Below are 25509 nucleotides of genomic sequence, written 5' to 3' on the forward strand. Positions count from 1 at the left end.
GAGAGGGCTTCGTGGATCATTGTGAGAAAAGCGCGCGCGTTTCCTGCCCCGAGCGCGTTGCGTGAGACCTGGATCGTCATCCCCCGCAGGGCCGGGCTTCGTCCATGAAAGTTGCGGGGACGATCTTCTGTCCAGGCCCTCGCCGTTGGCCGACGAACGCAGCCGATGTTCCATCTCGGCCGCCCGCGTGTGTCGCCTTGGCCGTTACGCACGGATGCTTCCGTCCGCTCCGGAGTCGGCCAAGCAGATTTTCCACCAAGCCGACTTCCCGCCAAGCCGGTTCTTCCAGGGTTGAATCCCTGGAGACGGCGGTCGCCGTCAAGCCGGCTCCCGACCCGGGGGGCGTGAAGGCGCTATTCGGTCCGCAACTGCCCGCCAGGCACGAACACCCAGGTGCGGGTGACGTGCAGGATGTCGACCCGGTCGCCGCCATCGGGCAGGGGCGGGAACGGCTCGGCCAGCAGCACGATCCGCTCGGCCGCCGCGTCCAGCATCGGGGTGCCGCTGGAACGCAGGATGCGGGTGCTTTCCACCGTGCCGTCGCGGCGCACGCCCACGCTGATCACCACCTGGCCGCCGAGCCTGCGCCGGCGGATCTCGTCCGGGTAGTTGAGGTTGCCGACCCGCTCGGCCCGGTCCACCCAGGCGCGCAGGTAGTTGGCGTAGGCGTACTCGCGGGTGCTGGCGGAGACGAACTTGCGGGTGGGCCGCTTGGCGTAGAGTTCCGAGCGCAGGTAGACCTCCGCGGCCAGCCGGGCCATCTCCGCGTCGCGCGCGGCGCGCACCGGGCTGACCGGTGCCGGCTCCGGCTCGGCCTGGGTCGTCGGCACGACGTCCTCGCCGCGCCGGCTGGCCACGATGCGGGCCTGCGGGGGCGGCGACTCGACCGCCGCGCGGCGCTGCTCGGGCAGCGGCGCCAGCCCGGGCTCGGCCAGCGGGATGGTCCCGGCCTGGGTGTCGCGGGGGCGCTGCGCGACCTCGTGTTCGCCGCCGCCGCGGTTGTTGGCCTGGGCCAGGAAGTCGGCCTGCTCGGGCGTGAGCGGGGTCCGGGTGTGGCTGAAGATCACGTCCAGCGTGGGTACCAGCGGCGCCTCGTCGTCCAGGACGAAGCCCAGGCCCAGGATCGCGATGCCGTGCACCAGCAGCGACAGCACCAGGGTGGCGGTCAGGCGCTGCTGCTCGCCGATCTGCGGCGGGGCGCCAGCCGCGGCGTTCATGCCCGGCCGTCGGTCCCGTTCGAGCCGGTGATGGCCGGGCCGGCCTCGATCGCGTCGAACAGCATCCCGGCGATGTTCAGGCCGAACTGCGCGTCCAGTTCGCGCACGCAGGTGGGGCTGGTGACGTTGACCTCGGTCAGCCAGTCGCCGATCACGTCCAGGCCGACGAAGCGCATGCCGCGGCGCTTCATCTCCGGCCCGACCTGGGCGGCGATCCAGCGGTCGCGCTCGCTCAGCGGGCGGCCCTCGCCACGGCCGCCGGCGGCCAGGTTGCCGCGGAAGTCGTCGCCCTGCGGGACCCGCGCCAGGCAGTAGTCCACCGGGGTGCCGTCGATCAGCAGGATGCGCTTGTCGCCCAGGGCGATTTCCGGCAGCCAGCGCTGGGCCAGGGCCAGCTTGCGCCCCGACTCGGTCAGCGTCTCCAGGATCACGTTGAGGTTGGGGTCGCCGGCCTGGCTGAGGAAGATCGAGCGCCCGCCCATGCCGTCCAGCGGCTTGAGCACCACCCTGCCGTGCTCGGCGGCGAAGGCCTTCAGCTCGGCCGGGTCGCGGCTGATCCGGCTCGGCGGGCAGCACTGCGGGAACAGCAGCGCCGCCAGCTTCTCGTTGAAGTCGCGCAGGCCCTGCGGGTCGTTGACCACCTGCGCGCCGGCCCGCCGCGCCAGGTCCAGGATGTGGGTGTCGTAGAGATACTCGCCGTCGAACGGCGGGTCCTTGCGCATCAGCACGAGCTGGCCGGGGCCGAAGGCCAGTTCGCCCCAGTCGCCCAGCCGGTACCAGCCGGCCTTGTCGTCGCTCACCGTCAGCGGCGCCACCCGGGCCAGGGCGCGGCCGTCGCGCAGCGACAGCCCGCCGGGGCGCACGTAGTGCAGGCGGTGGCCGCGGCGCTGGGCCTCCAGCAGCATGGCGAAGGTGGTGTCCTTGGCGATCTTGATCGACCCGATAGGGTCCATCACCACGATGACGTCCAGAGGCATGGCGCGGGTGCGGCGTGCGGGGGAAGGCCGAAGATGGTAGCCGATCCGGACACCCGGCCCGGCCCGGGGCCGCCGCGAGGCGGGTCGCGATGCCGGCGCCCGCCCGCGGCGACGGGGACCGCCGCGGGCGACCCGGCCGGGCCGCCGCCGCCGCGAAGCCGGGCTTGACAGTCCGTGGCCGTACTGGGATATAGATCGACAACGTAGCGACGCCGGAGTGATGATGCGCCGCGCGCAAGGGGAATTTGGGTAATGACAGACAACACGGCCCCGAACGGGGAATTGGGCGGCTTGCGGGTCATGGTGATCGACGACTCCAAGACCATCCGCCGTACCGCAGAGACCCTGCTCAAGCGCGAGGGCTGCGAGGTCGTCACCGCCAGCGACGGCTTCGAGGCGCTGGCCAAGATCGCCGACCAGCAGCCGCAGATCATCTTCGTCGACATCATGATGCCGCGCCTGGACGGCTACCAGACCTGCGCGCTGATCAAGGGCAACCAGAAGTTCAAGTCCACGCCGGTGATCATGCTCTCGTCCAAGGACGGGCTGTTCGACAAGGCCCGCGGCCGCATCGTCGGCTCCGAGCAGTACCTGACCAAGCCTTTCACCCGCGAGGAACTGCTGGGCGCCATCCGTACGTACGTCAACGCCTGACCGGGGGGCAGGCAATCCATGGCTCGAATCCTGCTGATCGAAGATTCGCCGACCGACCGTGCCGTCTTCACGCAGTGGCTGCAGCGTGCGGGCCACGACGTCGTGTTCGCGTCCAATGCCGAGGACGGCCTGGACATCGCGCGCAAGCAACTGCCCGACCTGGTGCTGATGGACGTGGTCCTGCCCGGGATGAGCGGGTTCCAGGCCACGCGCGCGCTCAGCCGTGACGCGGCCACCAGCAAGATCCCGGTGCTGATCGTCAGCACCAAGAGCATGGAGACCGACCGCGCCTGGGGCATGCGCCAGGGCGCGGTCGACTACGTGGTCAAGCCGCCGCGCGAGGAAGACCTCATGGCGCGGATCAACCAGTTGGTGGCCGGCTGATGCGTACCCCGTTCGACATCCTCTCCGACTACGAGCAGCGCAGCCTGGCCCACGTGGTCCAGTTGCCGGCGCGCGAGCTGGGCGCCGACACCTGGCGCGGGGTCGGCTACCGGGTGGGCAAGCGCCGCCTGGTGTCGGCGTTCGGCGAGGTGGTCGAGATCCTGCCGATGCCGCCGGTCACCCCGGTGCCCGGCGCGCAGCCGTGGCTGCTGGGCATCGGCAACCTGCGCGGCAACCTGTTCCCCGTGGTCGACCTGAAGCTGTTCCTGGAGGGCGAGCGCACCGTGCTGCACGAGGGCCAGCGCGTGCTGGTCATGCGCCAGCAGGGCGGCGACGTGGCCCTGGCCATCGACGAACTCTACGGCCAGCGCGGCTTCGACCAGGAGCAGGCGGCCGACCCGGCGCCGCTGGCGCAGGGCCGCTACGCCCATTTCATCGACCGCGCCTTCCACAGCGACGACGTCGACTGGGGCGTGTTCTCGCTTTCGCGGCTGGCCCGCACTCCCGAATTCAGGCAGGCGGCGGCCTAGCGGCGAGCCGTTCCTGTTCCCGTTACCGATCGAGGCAGAAGACGCATGAGCACTACCCCCGAGACCCCCAAGACCAGCCGTCTGGGCGGCGTGAGCACCGGGTTCTGGCTGGTCCTGCTGTCGCTGTCGGTGGTCGTGTTCGGCGCCAACACCGGCGTGGCGACCTGGCAGAGCAACCGGCTCACCGGCGCCAGCACCGGCGCGGCCGACCTGCAGGTGCTGTCGCAGCAGTTGGCCAACCAGGGCCGCGACGCGGTGGCGGGCAACGCCGAGGCGTTCAATGCCTTCCGCACCACCCGCAGCGAGATCGAGGCCACCGTGACCGGGCTGCAGGGGCGCTTCAGCGCCGAGCCGGGCGTATCCGAACCCCTGGAGCGGCTGGTGGGCACCTGGACCCCGCTGGGCAAGAGCGCCGGGCAGATCATCGCCTCCGAGCAGGCGGTGCTGGCCCTGGCCGGCAACGCCGACCGCTTCGTCGGCCGGGTGCCGCAGTTGCAGGCCCAGCTCAACGAGGTGGTGCGCGCGATGACCGCGTCCGGCGCGCCGGCCGCGCAGGTGTTCAACGCGCTGCAGCAGGTGGTGGTGGCCGGGACGATGGCCCGGCGCGTCACCGAGATCCGTGCCGGCGGCCCGGGCGCGGCCAGCGCCGGCGACGCGCTGACCCGCGATGCGCTGGTGTTCGGGCAGGTGCTCGACGGCCTGCGCCAGGGCAACGAGGAACTGGGCGTGGCCGCGGTGCGCAACCCGGCCGCGCTGTCGGCGCTGGAGCAGTCGCAGGCGCAGTGGAACGAGATGCAGAAGGACCTGGACGCGATCCTGGGCAGTTCCAGGAACCTGTTCGCGGCCCAGGCCGCCGCCGCCAGCATCACCAGCGGCTCGGGCAGGATGCTGGACGACAGCAAGCGCCTGTTCGACGCGTTCTCGTCCTTCGGCTCGGTGCGCGACACGCGCCTGTTCCCCAATTTCTGGATCGGCGTGGTTTCCGGCGTCATCGCCCTGATCTCGCTGATCGGCTTCGTCTGGAGTTCGGTGCGCAACCGCGCCCGCGAGCAGGAAGTGCGCTACCAGGCACAGGTGGAGTTCAACAGCCGCAACCAGCAGGCGATCATGCGGCTGCTGGACGAGATCAGCTCGCTGGGCGAAGGCGACCTGACGGTGAAGGCCTCGGTGACCGAGGACATGACCGGCGCCATCGCCGACGCCATCAACTACGCCGTGGACGAGCTGCGCAACCTGGTGGCCACGATCAACGACACCTCGGTGCAGGTCGCGGCCTCCTCCCAGGAAACCCAGGCCACCGCGCTGCAACTGGCCGAGGCGTCCAACCACCAGGCCGAGCAGATCACCGCCGCCTCCGACCGCATCAACGAGATCGCATCGAGCATCGAGCAGGTCTCGCGCAACTCCACCGAATCGGCGGAAGTGGCGCAGCGCTCGGTGGTCATCGCGGCCGAGGGCGCGGGCGTGGTGCGCGAGACCATCCAGGGCATGGACCAGATCCGCGACCAGATCCAGGAGACCTCCAAGCGCATCAAGCGCCTGGGCGAGTCCTCGCAGGAGATCGGCTCGATCGTGGAACTGATCAACGACATTTCCGAGCAGACCAACATCCTGGCGCTCAACGCGGCGGTGCAGGCGGCTGCGGCGGGCGAGACCGGCCGCGGCTTCGCGGTGGTGGCCGACGAAGTGCAGCGCCTGGCCGAGCGCACCTCCAGCGCGACCCGGCGCATCGAAGGCCTGGTCCAGGCCATTCAGGCCGACACCAACGAGGCGGTCAGCTCGATGGAGCAGACCACCGCCGAGGTGGTGTCGGGCGCGCGCCTGGCCGAGGACGCCGGCACCGCGCTGACCGAGATCGAGCGCGTGTCCAACGCGCTGAACGAACTGATCAAGAGCATCTCGGTCGCCGCCCAGCAGCAGGCCGGCGCGGCGGCCGACATCACCAAGACGATGGGCGTGGTCCAGCAGATTTCCGGCCAGACCTCGCGCGGCGCCGGACAGACCGCCGAGTCGATCGGACACCTGGCGCAGATGGCCGCGGACCTGCGGCGTTCGGTCGCCGACTTCAAGCTGCCTGGCTGACGATGACGCGCCCGACGGGGGAAGAAGTAATGAGCAAGGCCCGGTACATGCGCATGGGCGACCAGCCGGCGAGGACCTCGTCATGAGTGCGCTGCGCGACGCGATGAGCCATGCCGTGCTCGGCTGGGTCAAGCCCGAGCTGGACGAAACCCTGCGCCAGGCGCGGGGCGAGATCGAGGCGTACGTCGAGAACCCCGAGGACGACAGCCGCATGCGCTTCTGCGCCGGCTACCTGCACCAGGTGCAGGGGACCTTGCGCATGGTCGAGCTGTACGCCCCGGCGATGGTCGCCGAGGAGATGGAGCTGCTGGCCCACGCCCTGCAGCAGGGCGCGGCCAACGACCGCGACGAGGCCTGCGCCACCTTGATGCGCGGCACCGTGCTGCTGCCCGACTACTTGGAGCGCCTGCAGAACGGCCACCGCGACATCCCGATCGTGCTGCTGCCGCTGCTCAACGACATCCGGGCCGCGCGCGGCGCGACCGGGCTGAACGAGAGCGTGCTGTTCGCGCCGGACCTGGCCGGCCCGCTGCCTGAGCAGGTGCCGGAGATCTCGACGCTGCCGTGGTCCCTGCGCCAGGACCACGTCGCCTCCGCGCAGGCCCGGTTCGAGGAAGCCATGGCCGGGTGGCCCGAGCATGGCGCGCCGGCCGACCCGGCGGCGCTGTCCGCCGCGGCATCGGCGCTGCTGGAGAACGCGCGCCACGATTCCACCCGGCGCATGCTGTGGGTGCTGTCCTGCGCCGCGCAGGCGCTGCAGGACGGCGCGCTGGCGCCCGGCGACGGGCTGCGCGGCGCTTTCGCCGGGATCGCCCGCGCGGTGCGCCAGGCGCACGCGGAAGACCCGGCACCGGCCGGCGCCCAGGGCGTGGCCAGCCAGGAGCCGACCCGCCAGTTGCTGTACCTGGTGGCCCAGGCGCGCACGGCGCACCCGGCGCTGGATGCCCTGCGCGGCGCCTTCGAGCTGGATACGCACGCGCCCACCGAGGCCGAGCTGGACCACGCGCGCGGCAGCCTGGCCGGGCGCAACCGCGACCTGCTCAACACCGTGGGCGGCGTGGTCAAGGAGGAACTGCTGCGGGTCAAGGACGCGCTCGACCTGCACCTGCGCACCGGCGGCGATGCCGCCGCGCTGCAGCCGCAGGCCGAGGAACTGACCAAGGTCGCCGACACCCTGGGCATGCTCGGCCTGGGCGTGGCCCGCGACGTGGTCCAGCAGCAGCGCGACGCGCTGGCCGCCATCGCCCGCGGCGAACAGCCGGCGAGCGAGGGCGCGCTCCTGGACATCGCCGGTGCGCTGCTCTACGTGGATGCCTCGCTGGACGACCAGGTCGCCCGCCTGGGCGCGCCGGGCGAGGACGCCGAGGATGCGGCCGCGGCCGAGGCCCGGCGCACGATCGAGGTGCTGGCGCACGAGGCCATCGCCAACTTCGCCGCCGCGCGCGAGCACTTCGTCGCCTTCATCGAGACCAACTGGGACCACGCACGCCTGGACGAGGTGCCGCGCCTGCTGGAGGAGGTCGCCGGTGCCCTGGGCATGCTCGACCTGCCGCAGCCGGCCTCCTATCTGGAAGGCGTGCGCCGCTACATCGCCGTCGAGCTGCTGGCCCGCCGCCGCGTGCCCAGCGGCCGCCAACTGGACACCCTGGCCGATGCCATGGCCAGCCTGGAGTACTACCTCGAAGCGCTGCGCGACCGCCGCCCGAACCGCGAGGAGATCCTCGAGATCGCGCGCGCCAGCCTGGAGAACCTGAACTACTGGCCGCTGCCCGAGACGCCGGCGCAGGACGACGCGCCCGCGGCTGCGGAAGCCCCGCAAGCCGCCGCGCCCTTGGCCGACGCACCGGCGCCCGCGCCGGTCGCCGCCGTGGAAGCCGTCCCGGCCGCCACCGCCGCCGTGGAAGCCGCGCCCGCGCCGGTCATCGACGGCCTGGCATGGGAGTCGGTGCAGGCCGAACGGCCGCCGGCCTTCGCCGCCGTGGAGGACGAGTACACCCCCATCCCGCCGCTGCAGCTCGCCGACGCCGACGCTCCCGAGCCCGAGGCGCTGGTGCCGCCGTCGCTGGAGATCGAGCCGCTGGAGATCGAGCCGGCGTCTATCGCCGCGCCACCGCCGGCGGACTTCCATTTCAGCTTCGATCCGGTATCGGCCGAGTACGACTTGGAGCCCACCGCGACGGCAGGGGGCGGGATCGCGCCCGAATTCGATGCGGCCGTGATCGCCACCGCCGGCATCGAGATGGACGACGCCGGCCTTGGCGCGGCGAACGCTTCCCTCGGCGATGACGCGGATGCCGAAGGCGGCCGCCCGGCACTCGATGCCGCGCCCGCTGCAACGGCGCCCGCCGAAACCGCACCCGCCGCGCCCGGTTACGCCAGCGTCCCGGTGGGCGGTTCGGAGAAGTGGCTGAATCTCAGCGTCCACTATCACATGGGGCCGCCCCCGGCCCGGCAGGAAGCCGACGCCGACGCCGATCCCGCCGCGGCCGCCAGCGATGGCGCCGCCGCACCCGAGGTGGAGTCCAGCGGACTGTTCGCCGAGATGTCGGCGGCCGCGGCCACGCTGCCCGAGGGCGGCTTCGCGGCCTCGGCGCCGTCCGCCGCCGTCTCCGCGGCCGCCGGCGGCTTCGACGACAGCCAGGACATCGACGCGGACATCCGCGAAGTCTTCCTCGAGGAGTTCGAGGAGGAGATGGTCAACCTCCGCCGCATGCTGCCGGAATGGCGGCGGGCGCCCGGGGAGATGGAGCGCCTGCGTCCGATCCGCCGCGTATTCCATACCCTCAAGGGCAGCGGCCGGCTGGTCGGCGCGAAGGCGCTGGGCGAGTTCAGTTGGAAGATCGAGAGCATGCTCAACCGCGTGCTCGACGGCACCCGCCCGCCGAGCCTGGCGGTGATGACCATGGTCCAGCAGGCCTGCGACGTGCTGCCGCAGTTCGATGCCGCGCTGCGCGGCCGGGCGGCGCTGGATGCCGACCTGGCACAGATGGAGGCGGTGGCCGAGCGCGTCGCCGCCGGCGAGGAAGCCTTCTACGAGGACCCTTCCGCTGCGGCTGCGGCCGAACCGGAACCGGGCGCCGAAGCGCCGGCCCACGTCGCCGAGGAAGGCACGCCGGCCTCGGTGGACAGCGTCCTGCGCGAGATCCTCGAGGCGGAAGTGGCCTCGCACCTGGAGACGGTGGACGCCTGGCTCGCCGCCGCGCGCCTGTCCCCGCAGCCGGCCAGCGATGCGCTGCTGCGCGCGATCCACACCGTGAACGGCGCGTTCGCGATGACCGATGTCCCGGAGATCACCCTCGTCACCGACGCGGCCGAGACCTTCATCAAGCGCGCCCTGGGCGGCGGGCAGCCGGTGGAGGCCGAGGCGGTGGACGCCATTGCCGGCACCGCCGAGGCCATCCGCGGCTGCATCCGCGCACTGCAGGCGGATTCGCCGCGCATTCCCCGCCACGCCGCGCTGTCGGCGCGGCTGCAGGCCCTGGCTGCCGCGCTGCCGGAGGCGAACTGGCCGCAGGCCGATCTGGCCGACAGTGCGCTGGACGTGACGATCGAAGGCCCGGACCTGCCCGTCGAGCTGACCGGCATCGGCGACCTGAGCGCCTACCTGACGGTGGACGCGCCGGAGGAGGCGCCCGCAGCGCAGGAGGAACCGGCGGAAGCGCTCGAGGAATCGATACGGGCCGATGCCGCTGCGGACATCACGGATGCGGGCTTCGCGCCGGTGGAAACCGGCGGCGTACCGCCGCAGGCGACCGACGTCGCCCCGGAGGCGGCGCAAGCCGATCCAGGCGCCGGCCTCGATCTGGATGCGAATGCGCTGGCGGCGGCGTATGCCGCCTTCGTGCCGGAACAGGAACGCGAAAAGGAAGAGGACGCCGTCGAAGCGCCATCGGCGGGCGCGGGGGTTCCTGCCTCTGCCGAAGACCGCATGCAGGCCGTCGCCTCAGGGGACGCACCGGCCGTGCAGGCTGCCGCGCCCATGGAAGCCAGCGGGGAGGCGAGCGCCACGCCGGCCGTTCCCGACGATGCCGTGGCTGGGCACGCCGAAGCCGCGCCGGAACGCGCCGTCGCCGAGGACGGCGCGACCGATGCCGCCGCGCAGGATTACCTCCAGGCCGTGGCCCCGGAACTCCCGGCGCTGCACGCGCCGCTGCCCGAAGCCGCCGCGCCGGCTGCCGATCCCGCGGCCGATGGCGCGATGCTGGACTTCGGCGAACTGGACCGCGACCTGGTCGACATCTTCGTCGAGGAAGGCGGCGATCTGATCGACCACATCGACGGCCTGATCCAGGAGCTGCGCCAGGACACCACCGCGCGCGAGCCGATCATCGGTCTGCAGCGCGACCTGCACACCCTCAAGGGCGGCGCCCGCATGGCCGGCATCGCCACCATCGGCGACCTGGGCCACGTGATCGAATCGCTGCTGGAGGCGGCCGCCGAGCACCGCACCGAGCTGCAGCGCGGCGACGTGCAACTGCTCGAGCGCGGCTTCGATACCCTGCATCGGTTGCTGGTGCGCACCCGCGCGCATCGCGTCACCGAGATGCCGCAGGCGCTGATCGACGAGTTCGAGGCGCGCATCCGCGGCGAGGCCTACGCCGCCGAAGCGGCCGCGCCAGAGCCGGGCCCTGCCACCGTACCGGCGGCCGAGGTTCCCGCACCGGTACCGGATGCGCAGGCGCCGGACGAGACGCCCGCATCGCAGGCGGCGGCCGGACAGGCCGATGCCGGCGCCGCGGCGGACACGCGCGCGGGCCTGCCGGAAGCGCAGGCGCAGGAGGCGGCGGCATCGTTCCTGGTCGCGCCCCTGTCGGCGCCGGTCAAGGACGAGGCCACCGCGACGGCCGAGGAGGGCGCCGCGCGTGCGCCCCAGGAGCAGGTGCGGGTACGCGCCGACCTGCTCGACAACCTGGTCAACCACGCGGGCGAGGTGGCCATCTACCGCGCCCGCCTGGAACAGCAGCTTGGCGCCTTCCGCAGCGCCATGTCCGAGCTGGACCGCACCAACGCGCGCCTGCGCGACCAGTTGCGCCGCCTGGACCTGGAGACCGAGGCGCAGATCGTGGCCCGCTACCAGCGCGAGCAGGACAGCGTCGACGCGACCTTCGACCCGCTGGAACTGGACCGCTTCTCCACCCTGCAGCAGCTCAGCCGCGGCCTGGCCGAGTCGGCCGCCGACCTCACCGGCCTGCAGGGCGTGCTCGACGACCTGGCCCGCCAGTACGACGTGCTGCTGCAGCAGCAGTCGCGCGTCAGCTCGGAGCTGCAGGACGGCCTGATGAGCGCGCGCATGGTGCCGTTCGACAGCGTGGTGCCGCGCCTGCGCCGCGTGGTCCGCCAGGCCGGGCATGACACCCGCAAGCAGGTCCAGCTCAAGCTGGACGGCACCCACGGCGAACTGGACCGCAACGTCCTGGACCGCATGGTCGCCCCACTGGAGCACATGCTGCGCAACTCGGTGGCCCATGGCCTGGAGACGCCGAAGGAACGCCGCGACAACGGCAAGTCCGAGGACGGCACGATCACCATCGCGCTGCGCCACGAGGGCTCGGAAATCGTGCTGCGGGTGAGCGACGACGGCCGCGGCCTGGACCGCGCCGCGATCCGCCGCCGCGCCGAGGCCCGCGGCCTGCTCAAGCCCGGGGCGGTGCTCACCGACGTGGAACTGGATTCGCTGATCTTCGAGTCCGGCTTCAGCACCTCCGAGCGGGTCAGCCAGTTGGCCGGCCGCGGCGTGGGCATGGACGTGGTCCGCAACGAGGTGCGCCAGCTCGGCGGCACCGTCGAGATCGATTCGGTCCCCGGCAAGGGCGTGGTCTTCACCCTGCGCCTGCCGCAGACCCTGGCCGTCACCCAGGCGGTGTTCGTGCAGATCGGCGACACCACCTTCGCGGTGCCGGTGGCCTCGGTCAGCGGCATCGGCCGGATCGCGCGCGAGCGCTTCGAGGCCGGCACCGGCGGCTACCGCTACGCGGGCGAGGAGTACGTGCTGCACGACCTGGGCCTGCTGGTCGGCCAGAGCCCGGCCAAGGCCGAGGGCCAGCCGCAGGTGCCGCTGCTGCTGGTGCGCGCCGGCGACCTGCGCGCGGCGGTGGCCATCGACCAGGTGGTCGGCAACCGCGAAATCGTGGTCAAGCCGGTGGGCCTGCAGATCTCCTCGGTCCCCGGCATCTACGGCGCCACCATCACCGGCGACGGGCGCGTGGTGGTGATCCTGGACGTGGCCCCGCTGGTGCGCCGCCACCTGTCGCAGCCGGAGCGCCCCGCTGCCGAGGTCGTGCCGCAGCAGCAGCGCCAGGTGCCGCTGGTGATGGTGGTCGACGACTCGCTGACCATGCGCAAGGTCACCGGCCGCGTGCTGGAGCGCCACAACTTCGAGGTGGCCACCGCGCGCGACGGCGTGGAGGCGCTGGAGCGCCTGGAGGAGCGCGTGCCCGACCTGATGCTGCTGGACATCGAGATGCCGCGCATGGACGGCTACGAGCTGGCCACCGCGATGCGCGCCGACGCCCGCTTCCGCGACGTGCCCATCGTGATGATCACCTCGCGCACCGGCGAGAAGCACCGCCAGCGCGCGTTCGAGATCGGCGTGCAGCGCTACCTGGGCAAGCCGTACCAGGAGCTGGACCTGATGCGCAACGTCTACGACCTGCTGGGGATCGCCCGTGTCCGCGAATGACGCCCGCACCCCGGTGGCGCTGCTGGCCCGCCCGGGCCAGGCCCGCGAGCGCCTGCACCAGGCCCTGGACGCGGCCGGCGCGCTGATCGTGCTGGAGGAAGACCCGAACGCGCTGGACGCCGCGGCGCTGGCCGCCGCCGCGCCGCGCGCGGTGCTGGTGGCGCTGGAGCCGGCGGTGGAGGATGCGCTGGAGGCGCTGGAGCCGGCGCTGGAGGCTCCCGGCCTGCTGGTGATCTTCGACGAGGCCGACCTGGCCGCCCGCCGCGACGGCTGGGAGGCGCAGCGCTGGATCCGCCACCTGGCGGCCAAGCTGTACGGTCATGACGACGTCCTGCCGCCCGGCCGCGAGCAGGACATCGCCCTGGACCTGCAGCCGGGCCACCCGCCCACCCCGCAGCAGGCCCATGAGCAGGACCGCTTCGAGCCGCACCTGGCCGAAGCCGAAGCGCTGGCCGCGGGCCTGCCGCAGGACCGGCCGGGCATGCCGCCATCACCGCCGCCGCCGCAGCCTGCGCCGGATTGGGCGCTGACCGACGCCGCCGAGCCGCAGCAGGCGCCTCCCGCCAAGGCAGTGCCGCCGCCGCTGCCCGATTTCTCGCAATTCGAGCTGGTCGCGCTGGAGGAGGCATCGCTGGCCGGCGCCGCTTCGTCCGCCGCCGAACCGGCCGCGGCGGCCGTGGCCGGGCCTTCGGGCGCGGTGCTGGTGATCGCCGGCATCGGCGGCCCGGACGCGGTGCGCAAGTTGCTGGTGGCCCTGCCGCGCGGCTTCCGGCAGCCGGTGCTGGTGCAACTGCGCCTGGACGGCGGCCGCTACGACAACCTGGTCAAGCAGATGGCGCGGGTGTCGGCGCTGCCGGTGCTGATGGCCGCGACGGGCGAGGCGCTGGTCGGCGCGCGGGTCTACGTGCTGCCCGAGGGCGTGGGCGTGGACGCGGGCGAGGACGGCGGCCTGCACTTCGCCGAGGCGCAGGCGGGTGCGGAGACGGTCGCCGTGCTGCCTCCCGAGCAGAGCGCCGTGCTGCTGCTCAGCGGCGCCGACCCGGCGCGGGTCGATGCGGCGCTGGCGCTGGCGGCCCGGGGCGGCCACGTCAGCGGGCAGGCGCTGGAGGGCTGCTACGACGCCACCGCGGTGAGGCTGCTGGCCGCCGGCGGCATGGAACTGGGCACCCCGGCGCAATTGGCCGAGCGGCTCGCCCAGCGCTGGGGCTGACGCCCGGAGATCGAGAACCGACCATGGCCTACAACAAAGACGAAATCCGCGGCGTCATGATCCAGGTGGGAGGCGAGCGCCTGCTGCTGCCCAACGCGACCGTCGCCGAGGTGATGGCGCGGGTGCCGGTGCAGCCCATCCCGGGCGCGCCCGACTGGCTGTCCGGCCAGATCGAATGGCACGGCTGGAGCGTGCCGCTGGTGGCGTTCTCGCGCCTGGCCGGCCTGGGCGAGGAACCGGCCGCGCGCAACAACCGCGTGATCGTGCTCAAGGGCATGGGCGGCGACGAGGCCCTGCCGTACGTGGCGCTGCAGACCGCCTCGTTCCCGCAGTTGGTGTCGGTGCCGCGCGACAGCCTGCTGGCCGACGCCTCGGAAGAGGAACTGCCGCGCGGCGTGCAGATGCGCGTGCTGCTGGGCGAGCAGGGTGCGCTGTTGCCGGACCTGGAAAGCGTGGAGCGCCTGGTCGGCGAGGCGCTGGCCGCCGCCGCGGCGTGAGGTTTCGCCTCGTTCCTCCTGTTCGGTAACCGCAACGGCAGCGATCCGCATCGGCGTCGGACGGGGCCGCCATGTCCAGGGGGCGTGGCCCGCCCCTCGGGACGGCCTCCTGTCTTTACTCGGGGCCGTGGCACATCCAGGGGCCACTTGGGCCATGCCCCCCGGGCACGACGGCCTCTGCGACACCTGGGCTCGTGACTTCGATTGCAGCGGCGGCGCCGGGGCCTGCCTGCACGACCGACCCCGCCGACACTGGTCGATCTCTCCGTTAGGAGCGTCCTCGGGCGCGATGCCGTTCGCGGAGATCCGGAGCACCCAGGAAGGGCGTCGCGCCCGGGGACGCTGCTTGTCCTCGCTACGGGCCGCCTACAGATCGCCGAAACGCGCCTGCAACGCCGCGATCGCGGCCAGCCCCGCGGTCTCGGTGCGCAGCACCCGCGGCCCCAGGCGCAGGCCGGCGAACCCGGCCGCATGCAGGACCTCGCGGTCGCGCGGCGACCAGCCGCCCTCCGGGCCGATGGCCACGCAGACCGTGTTCCCGGCCGGGGCCGCCAGCGCGTCGAGCCGGTGCTCGCCCCGCGGGTCCAGCACCAAGCGCGGCCCGTCCACGTCCAGGCCGCGCGCGGCCGCGTCCAGCGCGGCGGGCGGCGACAGCGTCGGCAGCCGCGCGCGTCCGCACTGCTCGCATGCCGACTCGACCACGCTGCGCCAGTGCGCCATCCGCTTCTGCGCGCGCTCGGCGTCCAGCTTCACCTCGGTGCGCTCGCCCGAGGCCGGCACGATGCCGGCCACGCCCAGCTCGGTGGCCTTCTGCAGGATCAGGTCCATCTTCTCACCGCGCGCGATGCCCTGCAGCAGCACGATCCGCAGCGGCGATTCGCCGTCGACCTCGCGGGCCGACACGACCTCCGCGCGGACCTGTCGCCGGTCCGCGGCCAGCAGCCGCGCCGCATAGTCGCGGCCGTCGCCGTTGAACAGCACGCAGGCATCGCCCTGGCGCAGGCGCAGCACCCGGGTCAGGTGCGCGGCGGCGCGCTCGGGCAGGACCACCTCGGCGCCGGCATCCAGCGCCAGGTCCACGTGGCAGCGGGTCAGGCGCATGCGGTGGCGTCCTCGATGGCGGCACCGGTAGCCTCGGCCAGCAGCCGCAGTTGCGCATCGTCCACGCAGTAGGGCGGCATCCAGTACAGCACGTCGCCCAGCGGCCGCAGCAGCACGCCGCGCTCCAGCGCGGCGCGGTAGGCGCGCAGGCCCACGCGCAGCGCGGGGTCGAACGGGGTGGCGCGGTCGCCGCCGCGGGTCAGCTCGAAGGCCAGCACCATGCCGGCCTGGCGCAGGTCGGCCACGTGCGGGTGCGCGGCCAGCGGCGCGGCCAGTTCGGCCATCCGCGCGGCGGTTGCGCGGTTGCGTTCCAGCACGCCATCGCTGGCGAAGATGTCCAGCGAGGCCAGCGCGGCGGCGCAGGCCAGCGGGTTGCCGGTATAGCTGTGCGAATGCAGGAAGGCGCGCTCGCGCGAATCGTCCAGGAAGCCGTCGTACAGCATCTGGGTGGCCAGCACCGCCGACAGCGGCAGGAAGCCGCCGGTCAGGCCCTTGGACAGGCACATCAGGTCCGGGGCGATGCCGGCCTGCTCGCAGGCGAACATCGTGCCGGTGCGGCCGAAGCCCGTGGCGACCTCGTCGGCGACCAGGAATGCGCCGCTGGCGTCGCACAGCTCGCGCACGCGGCGCAGGTAGGCGGCGTCGTGCATGCGCATGCCGCCGGCGCATTGCAGGCGCGGCTCCAGGATCACCGCGCAGATCTCGCCCGGGTGGCGGTCGAACAGGTCGGCCAGCGCATCGGCTGCGCGCTGCGCACACTGTGCCGGGCTTTCGCCGGGAGCGGCCTGGTACGCGTCCGGCGAGGGCGTGAACAGCGCCTGCGCCAGTAGCGGCGCGTACACCCGCCGATACAGCGGCACGTCGCCCACCGCCAGCGCGCCGAGGGTCTCGCCGTGGTAGCCGTTCTCCAGGGCGACGAATTTCGTGCGCCGGGCCTCGCCGCGGTTGCGGAACCAGTGGAAGGCCATCTTCAGCGCCACCTCCACGCCGGCCGAACCGTTGTCGGCGTAGAAGACCTTGGCCAGCGGCGCCCGGCCTTCCTGGCGCGGGGCGATGGCCAGCAGGCGCTCGGCCAGTTCGACCGCCGGCGCGTGGGAAAAGCCGGCCAGGATCACCTGTTCCAGCACCCCGGCCTGGCGGGCGATGGCCTGCGCGATGCGCGGTTCGGCATGGCCGTGCAGGTTGGTCCACCAACTGCTGATCCCGTCCAGGTAGCGGCGGCCGTCGTACCCGAACAGCCAGGCGCCCTCGCCGCGCTCGACCGGCACCAGCGGCAGCACGTCCGGGTGCTCGCGCATCTGCGTACACGGGTGCCAGAGCACGGCCAGGTCGCGTTCGCGCCATCGGCGCGCGGACTCCTGCAACGATGGGTCTGTTAGCATTCCGGTTTCATGAGCACGTCCCAGTATCCCGCCATCATATCGGCCCGATCGCGGCCGCGCCGTGGGCGATGCCGGTGAGCCGCCGCCTTCCCGTCATCCACGGGGTCACCAGCGGCGAGGCGGGCCCGTACCGGCTGGAGCGACTGGACCTGGAGTTCTCCAACGGGGAGCGCCGCCTGTTCGAGCGCATGGTCGCGCGCGGGCACGGGGCGGTGGTGGTGGTGCCGATGCTCGACGACGAGACCGTGCTGCTCGTGCGCGAGTACGCCGCCGGCGTGCACCGCTATGAGCTGGGCCTGGTCAAGGGCAGGATCGACGCGGGCGAGACGCCGGAACAGGCCGCCGACCGCGAGCTCAAGGAGGAGGCCGGCCACGGCGCGCGCCGGTTGGACGTGCTGCGCCCGCTGACCCTGGCGCCGACCTACATGAACCATGTCTCGTGGCTGGTGCTGGCACGCGACCTCTATCCCGAGAAGCTGCCCGGCGACGAGCCGGAAGAACTCGATGTCATCCCCTGGAAATTGCAGGAGCTGGACAAACTGATGTTGCGAGAGGATTTTTCCGAGGGGCGCTCGCTGGCGGCGCTGTTCATCGTTCGCGAATGGCTGGGCCGGCGATGATCCGCATCACCGCGGACCTGCGCGAAACCGTCATCGCCATCGCCCGCCAGGCCGGCGCGGCGATCATGGAGGTCTACTCCGGCGCCTTCGATGTGTCGCACAAGGACGACGCCAGCCCGCTCACCGCCGCCGACCTGGCCGCGCACCGGATCATCGTCGAGGGCCTGGAGCGGTTGACCCCGGACCTGCCGGTGCTGTCGGAGGAGTCGGCCCAGGTGCCGTGGGAGACGCGCCGCCACTGGCCGACCTACTGGCTGGTGGACCCGCTGGACGGCACCCGCGAGTTCGTCAAGCGCAACGGCGAGTTCAGCGTGAACATCGCCCTGATCGACCAGGGCGCGCCGGTGCTGGGCGTGGTCCAGGCGCCGGTGGGCGAACAGGTGTGGCACGCGGTGCGCGGCGAGTACGCCTACCGCCGCGACGGGCACCGCGACCAGTCGCTGCGCGTGCGAGCGCCGGCCACCGCGCCGCTGCGGGTGGCGGCCAGCCGATCGCACCGCGACGCGCGCACCCAGGGCGTGCTGGACAGGATGGGAGACATCGAGGAGATGGCGCTGGGCTCCTCGCTCAAGTTCTGCCGCATCGCCGAAGGGGGCATGGACGCGTATCCGCGCTTCGGCCCGACCTCGGAATGGGATACCGCCGCGGGGCAGTGCGTGCTGCATGCGGCCGGCGGCGTGCTGCTGGCCACGCAGACCGGCAAGCCGTTCCGCTACAACCGGCGCGAGTCCCTGCTCAACGGCGACTTCATCGCCCTGGGCGACCCGGACCTGCCCTGGCGCGACTGGCTGTAGGCCGCCGCGCGTCGCGCGTCCCTTCCACCACACGCGAAGGGACGGCGGCGCGGCCCTTCGTCACTCCAGCAGCGAGCGCAGCATCCAGGCGTACTTCTCGTGGGTCTGCAGGCGCTGGGTCAGCAGGTCCACCGAGGGGTCGTCGCCGGCGTCGTCGGCCGTCTGCAGCACGCCGCGCGCGGTGCGGCACACCGCCTCGTTGCCGGCCACGAGCTGCTTGACCATGCCCTTCCAGTCCGGCACGCCGCTGGCGCCGGGCTCCTCGCGGATCGAGGTCAGGCGGGTGAACTTGGCATAGGAGCCGGGCGCGTTGAAGCCCAGCGCGCGGATGCGCTCGGCGACGTCGTCCAGCGCCGCCCACTGCTCGGTGTATTGGGCCTCGAACATGTTGTGCAGCGAATTGAACATCGGCCCGGTGACGTTCCAGTGGAAATTGTGGGTCTTGAGGTAAAGGGTGAAGGCATCGGCGAGGAAGTGCGACAGGCCTTCGGCGATCTCCTTGCGGTCGTCGTTGGCGATGCCGATGTCGATCCGCGAGGTCGAGGCGACCGGGTCCAGCGCCTTGGGCTTGGCGGCTGACGTCTTGTTCTTGGGGGTGCTGCTCTTGGCCATGAACGACTCCTTGGATGGAAACCACAGGGAACAGATGGGGCTGCGACAATAGAGAGTAAACCCCCATGCGTCATACAGAATTTCACACGGTCCCATAGATGCCCGCGATCCCCGCCGACCTGCGCGATGCCCTGGAATCGGGCCGGCGCGACATCGACCAGGCGCTGAGCCGGGACCGCGGCCGCCTGCACGGGCTATGGTCGCGCTGGCGCGGCATGCCGGCCGCCGCCGAGCCGCGCGCGCGCTTCGAGCAGGCCCTGGCCGCCTCGGTCGCGGCCCGCGCCGCCCGCGCGGCCAGCACCCCCCAGGCGACGGTCGACGCCGCCCTGCCCATCGCCGCCGAGGCCGACCGCATCGTCGCCCTGATCCGCGACCATCCGGTGGTGGTGGTGGCCGGCGAGACCGGCTCGGGCAAGACCACCCAGTTGCCCAAGCTGTGCCTGGCCGCCGGGCGCGGCGTGGCCGGCGTCATCGGCTGCACCCAGCCGCGCCGGATCGCCGCCCGCGCGGTGGCCGCGCGCGTGGCCGAGGAACTGAAGACCCCGCCGGGCGGGCTGGTCGGCTACCAGGTGCGCTTCACCGACAACGCCGGCCCGGACACCCGGGTCAAGTTCATGACCGACGGCATCCTGCTGGCCGAGATCGCCTCGGACCGCTGGCTGTCGGCCTACGACACCATCATCGTCGACGAGGCGCACGAGCGCAGCCTCAACATCGACTTCCTGCTCGGCTACCTCAAGGGGTTGCTGCGCAGGCGCGGCGACCTGAAGCTCATCGTCACCTCGGCCACCATCGACACCGCGCGCTTCTCGCGCCACTTCGACGACGCGCCGGTGGTCGAGGTGGCCGGCCGCGCCTACCCGGTGGAGGTGCGCTACCGGCCGCCGGACGCGCAGGGCGGGGATGCGGCGCCCGCCACCCGCGCGGGCCCGCCCCTGCCGCCGAAGCGGCCGCCGGGGAGGAAGGACCCCGATCCCGCCGCCCGCCGCGACCGCGGCGAGCGCGAGCTCGACCCGCTGTCGGCCATGGTTTCGGCCATCGACGAGATCACCGCCGAGGACTCGCGCGGCGACGTGCTGGTGTTCCTGCCGGGCGAGCGCGAGATCCGCGACCTGCACCGCGCGCTGGAGAAGCGCCAGTACCGCTCCACCGAGGTGCTGCCGCTGTACGCGCGGCTGTCGGCGCGCGACCAGGACCGGGTGTTCAATCCCGGCCCGCCGCGGCGCATCGTGCTGGCCACCAACGTGGCCGAGACCTCGCTGACCGTGCCCCGCATCCGCTACGTGGTCGATCCCGGGCAGGCGCGGATCAAGCGCTACAGCCCGCGCTCGAAGATCGACCGCCTGCACGTGGAGCCGATCAGCCAGGCCAGCGCCGACCAGCGCAAGGGCCGCTGCGGCCGCGTGTCCGAGGGCGTGTGCTACCGCCTGTACGCCGAGGCCGATTTCCGCTCGCGCCCGGAGTTCACCGACCCGGAGATCCGCCGCTCCAGCCTGGCCGGGGTGATCCTGCGCATGCTGCACCTGGGCCTGGACCGGATCGACGGCCGCGCCCGGGCCAGGGGCGAACCGGCGCCCGATGCGGACGCGTGGGATTCGTCGCGGGTCGTGGAGAACTTCCCGTTCCTGGAGGCGCCGGACGAACGCGCCATCGCCGACGGCTGGCAGCAACTGCTGGAGCTGGGCGCCATCGAGGAAGCGGAAGGCCAGGGCCGCCGCCTCACCGCCATCGGCCGGCAGATGGCGCGCCTGCCGGTGGACGTGAAGCTGGCGCGGATGCTGGTGGCCGCGCAGGCGCACGGCTGCCTGCGGGCGATGCTGCCGATCGCCGCCTTCCTGGGCGTGCAGGATCCGCGCGAGCGCCCGCCCGATGCGCGCGAGGCCGCCGACAACGCGCATGCGCAGTTCGCCGACGCGCGCTCGGAGTTCGTCGGCATCCTGCGCCTGTGGCAGGCCTACGACGACGCCCATGGCGAGCTGACCCAGTCCAGGCTGCGCGACTGGTGCGGCAAGCGCTTCCTGGGCTTCCTGCGCATGCGTGAATGGCGCGAGCTGCATCGCCAGCTCAAGCTGCTGTGCGAGGAACTGGGCTGGCGCGAGGAGCCGCCGGAACAGGCGTTGCAACCGCTGCTGGCCGGCGCGCCGGCGGACCCGCGCGGCGTCGCGTCGTCGCGGCCTTCCCGCGGCGAACTGCACCGCGCCGCGCGCCTGGCGCGCGAAGGCCGGACGGAGGCGAAGGCCGGGCAAGGCCCCGCGGCGGCTGGTTCGCCCGTATCCGATGGCAAGCGCAAGGACACGGGCCGGTCGGCGGCCGGTGGCGCGCACGGCGATGGAGCGGCGGCCGCCTCGCGCTTCGGCGCCCGCGAGCGCGCCCACGCCTACCAGTCCCTGCACCGCGCGTTGATCGCAGGCCTGCCGAGCCAGATCGGCCACCGCACCGAGAAGGGCGACTACCAGGCCCCGCGCCAGCGCCGCTTCCAACTGTTCCCGGCCTCGCCGCTGGCGAAGGCGGGGCCGTCGAAGGGCGGGCCGCCGTGGGTGCTGGTCGCCACCTTGCTGGACACGCAGAAGGTGTGGGGCCTGACCGCCGCGGCGATCGAACCGGACTGGGCCATCGCCGAACTGCCGCACCTGCTGGCGCGCCGGCACTTCGACCCGCGCTGGTCGCGGGCCCAGGGCAACGTGCTGGCCTCCGAGCAGGTCGCCCTGTTCGGCCTGGTGCTGGCGCCCAAGCGGCCGGTGCACTACGGCCGCATCGACCCGGCCGGCGCCCACGACCTGTTCGTGCGCCAGGCGCTGGCAACCGGCGAGATCGACGCCAGGGCCTCGTTCCTGGCCGCCAACCTCAAGGCCCTGGAACAGGCGCGCGAGGAGGAAGCCAAGCTGCGCCGCGCCGGTCTCGTCGCCGACGAGGCCTGGCAAGTGCGCTGGTACCTGGACCGGGTGCCGGGCGAGATCCATTCGACCGCCGGCCTGGATGCCTGGTACGCCAGGCTGGCCGAGTCGCCGCGCGCATCGCTGCGCTGGTCCATCGCCGACCTGCTGCCGGGCGAGGGCGGACAGGAAGACCTGTACCCGAAGTATTTCCCGCTGGGCGATGCGCGCCTGCCGCTGCACTACCGCTTCGAGCCGGGCGCGGCCGACGACGGCGTGACCCTGGAGGTGCCGTTGCCGCTGCTGGGCGCGCTGGACCCGGCACGGCTGTCGTGGCTGGCGCCGGGCTTCGTGGCCGACAAGGCCGCCGGCCTGATCCGCACGCTGCCCAAGGCCATGCGCCGCAACTACGTGCCCGCGCCGGACTTCGGCCGGGCCTTCTTCGAGGCGTTTCCCAGACCCTCGGCCGATGCGCTGGCCGGCGAACTGGCGCGCTTCCTGTCGCGCGCCACCGGTGCGCCGGTGGCCGCGCTGGATTTCGACGAGGCCACGCTGGAGCCGCACCTGCGCATGAACCTGCGCCTGCGCGAGCTGCCCGAAAGCGGCGGCCGGGTGCTGGCCGAATCACGCGACCTGGAGGAACTGCGCGCCACCTTCGGCGAGCGCGCCGGGCGCGCCTTCGCCACCCGGGCCGGCCGCACGCTGGCCGCCGGCCACGGCCAGTTGCGCGGGTTCCCGGAGCCGCCCATCCCCGCGCAGGTGACCGGCGAGGCCGGCGTGCCCGGCTACCCGGCGCTGGTGGACGAGGGCGAGCATGCCGTGCTGCGCGTGTTCGCCGACCGCGCCCAGGCGCAGGCGGCGCATCCGCGCGGCGTGGAGCGGCTGCTGCGCATCGCCCTGGCCGACAAGGCGCGGCAGGCGCGCAAGCAGTTGCCGGTCTCGCCCAGGCTCGGCCTGCTGTACGCGGCCATCGAGCGCTTCGGCACCGGCCCGGGCGCCAAGGCGAAGGAAAAGGAGCAACTGCGCGCCGACCTGGTCGAGGCCGCGCTCAACGCCGTGCTCGCCGACGGCCTGGGCGAGATCCGCGATGCCGGCGCCTTCGGCCGCCGCGCCGAGGCCGCCGGCCGCGGGCTGTTCGCCGAGGCGATGTCGCGCCTGGAACTGGCCGAGCAGATCCTGGCCGCGGTGGCGGAGTTGAAGCCGAGGCTGGAGGCCCCGCTGATGGGCTGGGCCGGCGCCAACCTGGACGACCTGCGCGCCCAGCTCGACGCGCTGGTGCATCCGGGTTTCCTGCACCGCACCCCGGCGCAGGCGCTGGCCCAGTTCCCGCGCTGGCTCAAGGGTATGGCCCTGCGCGCCGAGCGCGCGCTGCGCGACCCGGCCCGCGACCAGGCGCGGATGCTGGAACTCAAGCCCTTCATCGACGCGCTGGCCGCCGCGCGTGTGCGCGCGCAGGACGCCGCGCCGGAATGGCAGGCGCTGCGCTGGGACCTGGAGGAATTGCGCGTATCCGTGTTCGCGCAGGAACTGGGTTCGCGCGGCGGCGTCTCGCCGAAGAAGCTGGCCCAGCGCCTGGCCGCGCTGGCCGCTTCCTGACCCGCCCCCGCGCGGTGCGGCGATGGAACCGGCTTGTCGCCCCGCCGCTTTCGCCGCTAGTGTAGGTCCACCTACTCCCCGCGTCGGAACGGCCTTGTCGCGCTCTGCCATCGACGGTTTGCACGCACTGCTGCAGGACCCGGCCGCCGCCGCCCTGCCGGCGCCGCTGCGCGAGTCCCTGTGCCGGGCCTGGGATGCGCAGGGCACCTCGCAGCAGGCACGCAATCCCTGGGCGACCATTGCCGACACCCTGGCCACCCTGGCGCGCCTGGATGCGGACGAGCCGGCCATGGCCGCCGCGCTGCTGTTCGACCTGCCGGGCCTGCGCGCGGCCGCGGCCAAGGATGTCGTCGCCGCGTTGCCGGCGGTCGCCGGGCTGCTCGACGGCCAGGACGCGGCCGACCAGGTCTGGGCGCTGCATGCCGGTCGCGAGGCGGGGCGCAACGGCGAGGGCCTGCGCCGGCTGCTGCTGGCCATCGTCCAGGACCTGCGCGTGGTGCCGATCCTGCTGTCGCGGCAACTGGCGAAGATGCGCGTGGCCGACCGCCAGCCCGAGGCGCAACGCCGCGCCCTGGCCCAGCTCACCCGCGACATCCACGCGCCGCTGGCCAACCGCCTGGGCATCTGGCAGCTCAAGTGGGAGCTGGAGGACCTGGCCTTCCGCTTCATCGAGCCGGAGACCTACCGCCGCATCGCCCGCGAGCTGGACGAGACCCGCACCGCGCGCGAGCGCTACATCGAAGGGGTGAAGGCGCACCTGGGCAAGGCCCTGGCCGGGCACGGCCTCGGCGCGGAGATCAGCGGCCGGCCCAAGCACATCTACAGCATCTGGCGGAAGATGCAGAAGAAGCAGTTGCCGCTGGACAAGCTCTACGACCTGCGCGCGGTGCGGGTGATGGTGGACGACGTGGCCGCCTGCTACGCCACGCTGGGCGTGGTCCACGCGCTGTGGGCGCCGGTGCCCGGCGAGTTCGACGACTACATCGCCCGGCCCAAGCCCAACGGCTACGCCTCGCTGCACACCGCGGTGGTCGGGCCGGAAGGGCGCACCCTGGAAATACAGATCCGCACCCGCGACATGCACGAGCAGGCCGAACTGGGCGTGGCCGCGCACTGGCGCTACAAGGAGACCGGCGGCAGCGCGGCGGGCAAGGGCGCCGGGCGCGCGTTCGAGCGCAAGATCGCCTGGATGCGGCAATTGCTGGAGCAGGCCGGCGAAGGCCGCGACGAGGGCCTGGCCGGCGCGCTGGACGCCGAGCTGGTGGAGGAGCGGGTGTACGCGCTCACCCCCAAGGGCGAGGTGATCGACCTGCCGCAGGGCTCCACCCCGCTGGACTTCGCCTACCACGTGCACACCATGGTCGGGCACCGCTACCGCGGGGCCAAGGTCAACGGCCGCATCGTGCCGCTGGGCTACCGCCTGCGCAGCGGCGACCGGGTGGAGATCATGACCGCCAAGGAGCCGGACCCGCGCCGCGACTGGCTGCTGCCGGCCAACGGCTACCTGGCCAGCGGCCGCTCGCGCGACAAGGTGCGCGCCTGGTTCCACAAGCTGGACCGCTCGCGCAACGTGCAGGCCGGGCGCGAGATGCTGGAGCGCGAACTCAAGCGCCTGGGCCTGCACCAGGCCGACCTGGCGCCGGTGGCCCGGAAGTTCCATGCCGACACCGTGGACGACCTGTACATCCAGGTGGCGCTGGGCGATGTCGGCCCGCACCAGGTGGGCCGCGCCCTGCACGAGATCGAGCACGCCGCCGAGCCGCAGGCGCCGCCCTCGTCGCGCCCGGCACCGCGCAGGGCAGCGCGCAAGCGCGACCCCGGCTTCACCGTGCAGGGCGTGGGCAACCTGCTGGTGCAACTGGCGCGCTGCTGCCAGCCGGTGCCGGGCGAGCCGATCGCCGGCTACCTCACCCGCACCCGCGGGGTCACCGTGCACCGTGCAGGCTGCGCGTCCTTTGCCCGCCTGGCCGCCGCCCAGCCGCAGCGGTCGCTGCCGGTGGAATGGGGCACGGCCGGCGGCGGCTACGAGGTGGACGTGGCCGTGAGCGGGGTGGACCGCAAGTGGCTGCTCAAGGACGTGACCACCCTGGTCGCGCAGGAGGACGCGCACGTGGCCGACCTGCGCAGCGACGTGGGCGTGGACGGGCGCCTGGAGCTGCGCATGCGCCTGCGCGTGTCCGACTACGGCCAGTTGTCGACCCTGCTGCGCAAGCTCGATGCGCTGCCCGGCGTGGAGCGCGCGCGCCGGATGGGCTGAGCGCGGCCGTGGCGGGGCACGCGCCGGCACCGTGCGGTTTGCCG

15 protein-coding genes and 2 pseudogenes are annotated in these 25509 nt (G+C 73.0%); 12 read left to right on the forward strand and 5 right to left on the reverse strand.

The window, feature by feature from the left end:
• Nucleotides 1-353: 353 nt before the first annotated feature.
• Both HNR76_RS03795 and gshB read right to left on the reverse strand, forming a co-directional pair.
• Nucleotides 354-1217 (reverse strand): energy transducer TonB, encoded by an 864-nt coding sequence (locus HNR76_RS03795; RefSeq protein ID WP_162310979.1) that lies wholly within the window; start codon nt 1215-1217, stop codon nt 354-356.
• The gene (gene gshB, locus HNR76_RS03800) at nt 1214-2194 is read right to left on the reverse strand and encodes a glutathione synthase (RefSeq protein WP_162310978.1); all 981 of its coding nucleotides are present in this window, start codon (nt 2192-2194) and stop codon (nt 1214-1216) included. Before gshB ends, HNR76_RS03795 begins: the two co-directional genes overlap by 4 nt.
• A 252-nt stretch (nt 2195-2446) precedes the next feature.
• Between gshB and pilG the strand changes: the two genes are divergently transcribed.
• The 8 genes and pseudogenes from pilG (at nt 2447) to HNR76_RS03835 (ending at nt 14230) form a co-directional block, all read left to right on the forward strand.
• Entirely contained in the window at nt 2447-2848 is a 402-nt protein-coding gene (gene pilG, locus HNR76_RS03805; RefSeq protein WP_162310977.1) for a twitching motility response regulator PilG, read from the forward strand.
• 18 nt (nt 2849-2866) lie between these two features.
• On the forward strand, nt 2867-3232 hold the full coding sequence (locus HNR76_RS03810; RefSeq protein WP_162310976.1) for a response regulator: 366 nt from the start codon (nt 2867-2869) through the stop codon (nt 3230-3232).
• Nucleotides 3232-3762, forward strand: coding sequence for a chemotaxis protein CheW (locus tag HNR76_RS03815; protein ID WP_162310975.1), 531 nt, complete (start codon nt 3232-3234; stop codon nt 3760-3762). Before HNR76_RS03810 ends, HNR76_RS03815 begins: the two co-directional genes overlap by 1 nt.
• A gap of 45 nt (nt 3763-3807) precedes the next feature.
• The gene (locus tag HNR76_RS03820; protein ID WP_162310974.1) at nt 3808-5844 is read left to right on the forward strand and encodes a methyl-accepting chemotaxis protein; all 2037 of its coding nucleotides are present in this window, start codon (nt 3808-3810) and stop codon (nt 5842-5844) included.
• Nucleotides 5845-5926: 82 nt separating this feature from the next.
• Nucleotides 5927-10423: pseudogene (locus HNR76_RS03825) on the forward strand (Hpt domain-containing protein); the annotation flags it as partial.
• A 219-nt stretch (nt 10424-10642) separates the two neighbouring features.
• A pseudogene (locus HNR76_RS15730) lies at nt 10643-12523 on the forward strand (response regulator); the annotation flags it as partial.
• Nucleotides 12510-13733: a chemotaxis protein CheB gene (locus HNR76_RS03830; RefSeq protein ID WP_162310972.1), complete on the forward strand. Its 1224-nt coding sequence runs from the start codon at nt 12510-12512 to the stop codon at nt 13731-13733. The pseudogene HNR76_RS15730 and the gene HNR76_RS03830, both read left to right, overlap by 14 nt.
• Nucleotides 13734-13756: 23 nt before the next feature.
• On the forward strand, nt 13757-14230 hold the full coding sequence (locus tag HNR76_RS03835; RefSeq protein ID WP_162310971.1) for a chemotaxis protein CheW: 474 nt from the start codon (nt 13757-13759) through the stop codon (nt 14228-14230).
• Between the two features lie 366 nt (nt 14231-14596).
• Here the strand turns inward: HNR76_RS03835 and HNR76_RS03840 are convergent, their stop codons facing one another.
• Both HNR76_RS03840 and bioA read right to left on the reverse strand, forming a co-directional pair.
• On the reverse strand, nt 14597-15331 hold the full coding sequence (locus tag HNR76_RS03840) for a 16S rRNA (uracil(1498)-N(3))-methyltransferase (RefSeq protein ID WP_162310970.1): 735 nt from the start codon (nt 15329-15331) through the stop codon (nt 14597-14599).
• Complete coding sequence (bioA, locus tag HNR76_RS03845) at nt 15322-16713, reverse strand: adenosylmethionine--8-amino-7-oxononanoate transaminase (RefSeq protein WP_162310969.1); 1392 nt, start codon at nt 16711-16713, stop codon at nt 15322-15324. Before bioA ends, HNR76_RS03840 begins: the two co-directional genes overlap by 10 nt.
• A gap of 68 nt (nt 16714-16781) precedes the next feature.
• Here bioA and nudE point away from each other — a divergent pair, with 68 nt between their 5' ends.
• Together nudE and cysQ are read left to right on the forward strand one after the other, a co-directional pair.
• Nucleotides 16782-17333, forward strand: a complete 552-nt coding sequence (nudE, locus tag HNR76_RS03850) for an ADP compounds hydrolase NudE (RefSeq protein WP_162310968.1) — start codon at nt 16782-16784, stop codon at nt 17331-17333.
• Nucleotides 17330-18127, forward strand: coding sequence for a 3'(2'),5'-bisphosphate nucleotidase CysQ (gene cysQ, locus HNR76_RS03855; RefSeq protein WP_162310967.1), 798 nt, complete (start codon nt 17330-17332; stop codon nt 18125-18127). Before nudE ends, cysQ begins: the two co-directional genes overlap by 4 nt.
• Nucleotides 18128-18187: 60 nt before the next feature.
• Here cysQ and HNR76_RS03860 read toward each other — a convergent pair whose 3' ends face one another.
• Nucleotides 18188-18739, reverse strand: a complete 552-nt coding sequence (locus HNR76_RS03860; RefSeq protein WP_162310966.1) for a Dps family protein — start codon at nt 18737-18739, stop codon at nt 18188-18190.
• Between the two features lie 98 nt (nt 18740-18837).
• Between HNR76_RS03860 and hrpA the strand changes: the two genes are divergently transcribed.
• Nucleotides 18838-23208: an ATP-dependent RNA helicase HrpA gene (gene hrpA, locus HNR76_RS03865; protein ID WP_162310965.1), complete on the forward strand. Its 4371-nt coding sequence runs from the start codon at nt 18838-18840 to the stop codon at nt 23206-23208.
• A 94-nt stretch (nt 23209-23302) separates the two neighbouring features.
• Complete coding sequence (locus HNR76_RS03870; RefSeq protein ID WP_162310964.1) at nt 23303-25465, forward strand: RelA/SpoT family protein; 2163 nt, start codon at nt 23303-23305, stop codon at nt 25463-25465.
• Nucleotides 25466-25509 lie beyond the last annotated feature (44 nt).

Source organism: Pseudoxanthomonas broegbernensis (assembly GCF_014202435.1).
Taxonomy (GTDB): domain Bacteria; phylum Pseudomonadota; class Gammaproteobacteria; order Xanthomonadales; family Xanthomonadaceae; genus Pseudoxanthomonas; species Pseudoxanthomonas broegbernensis.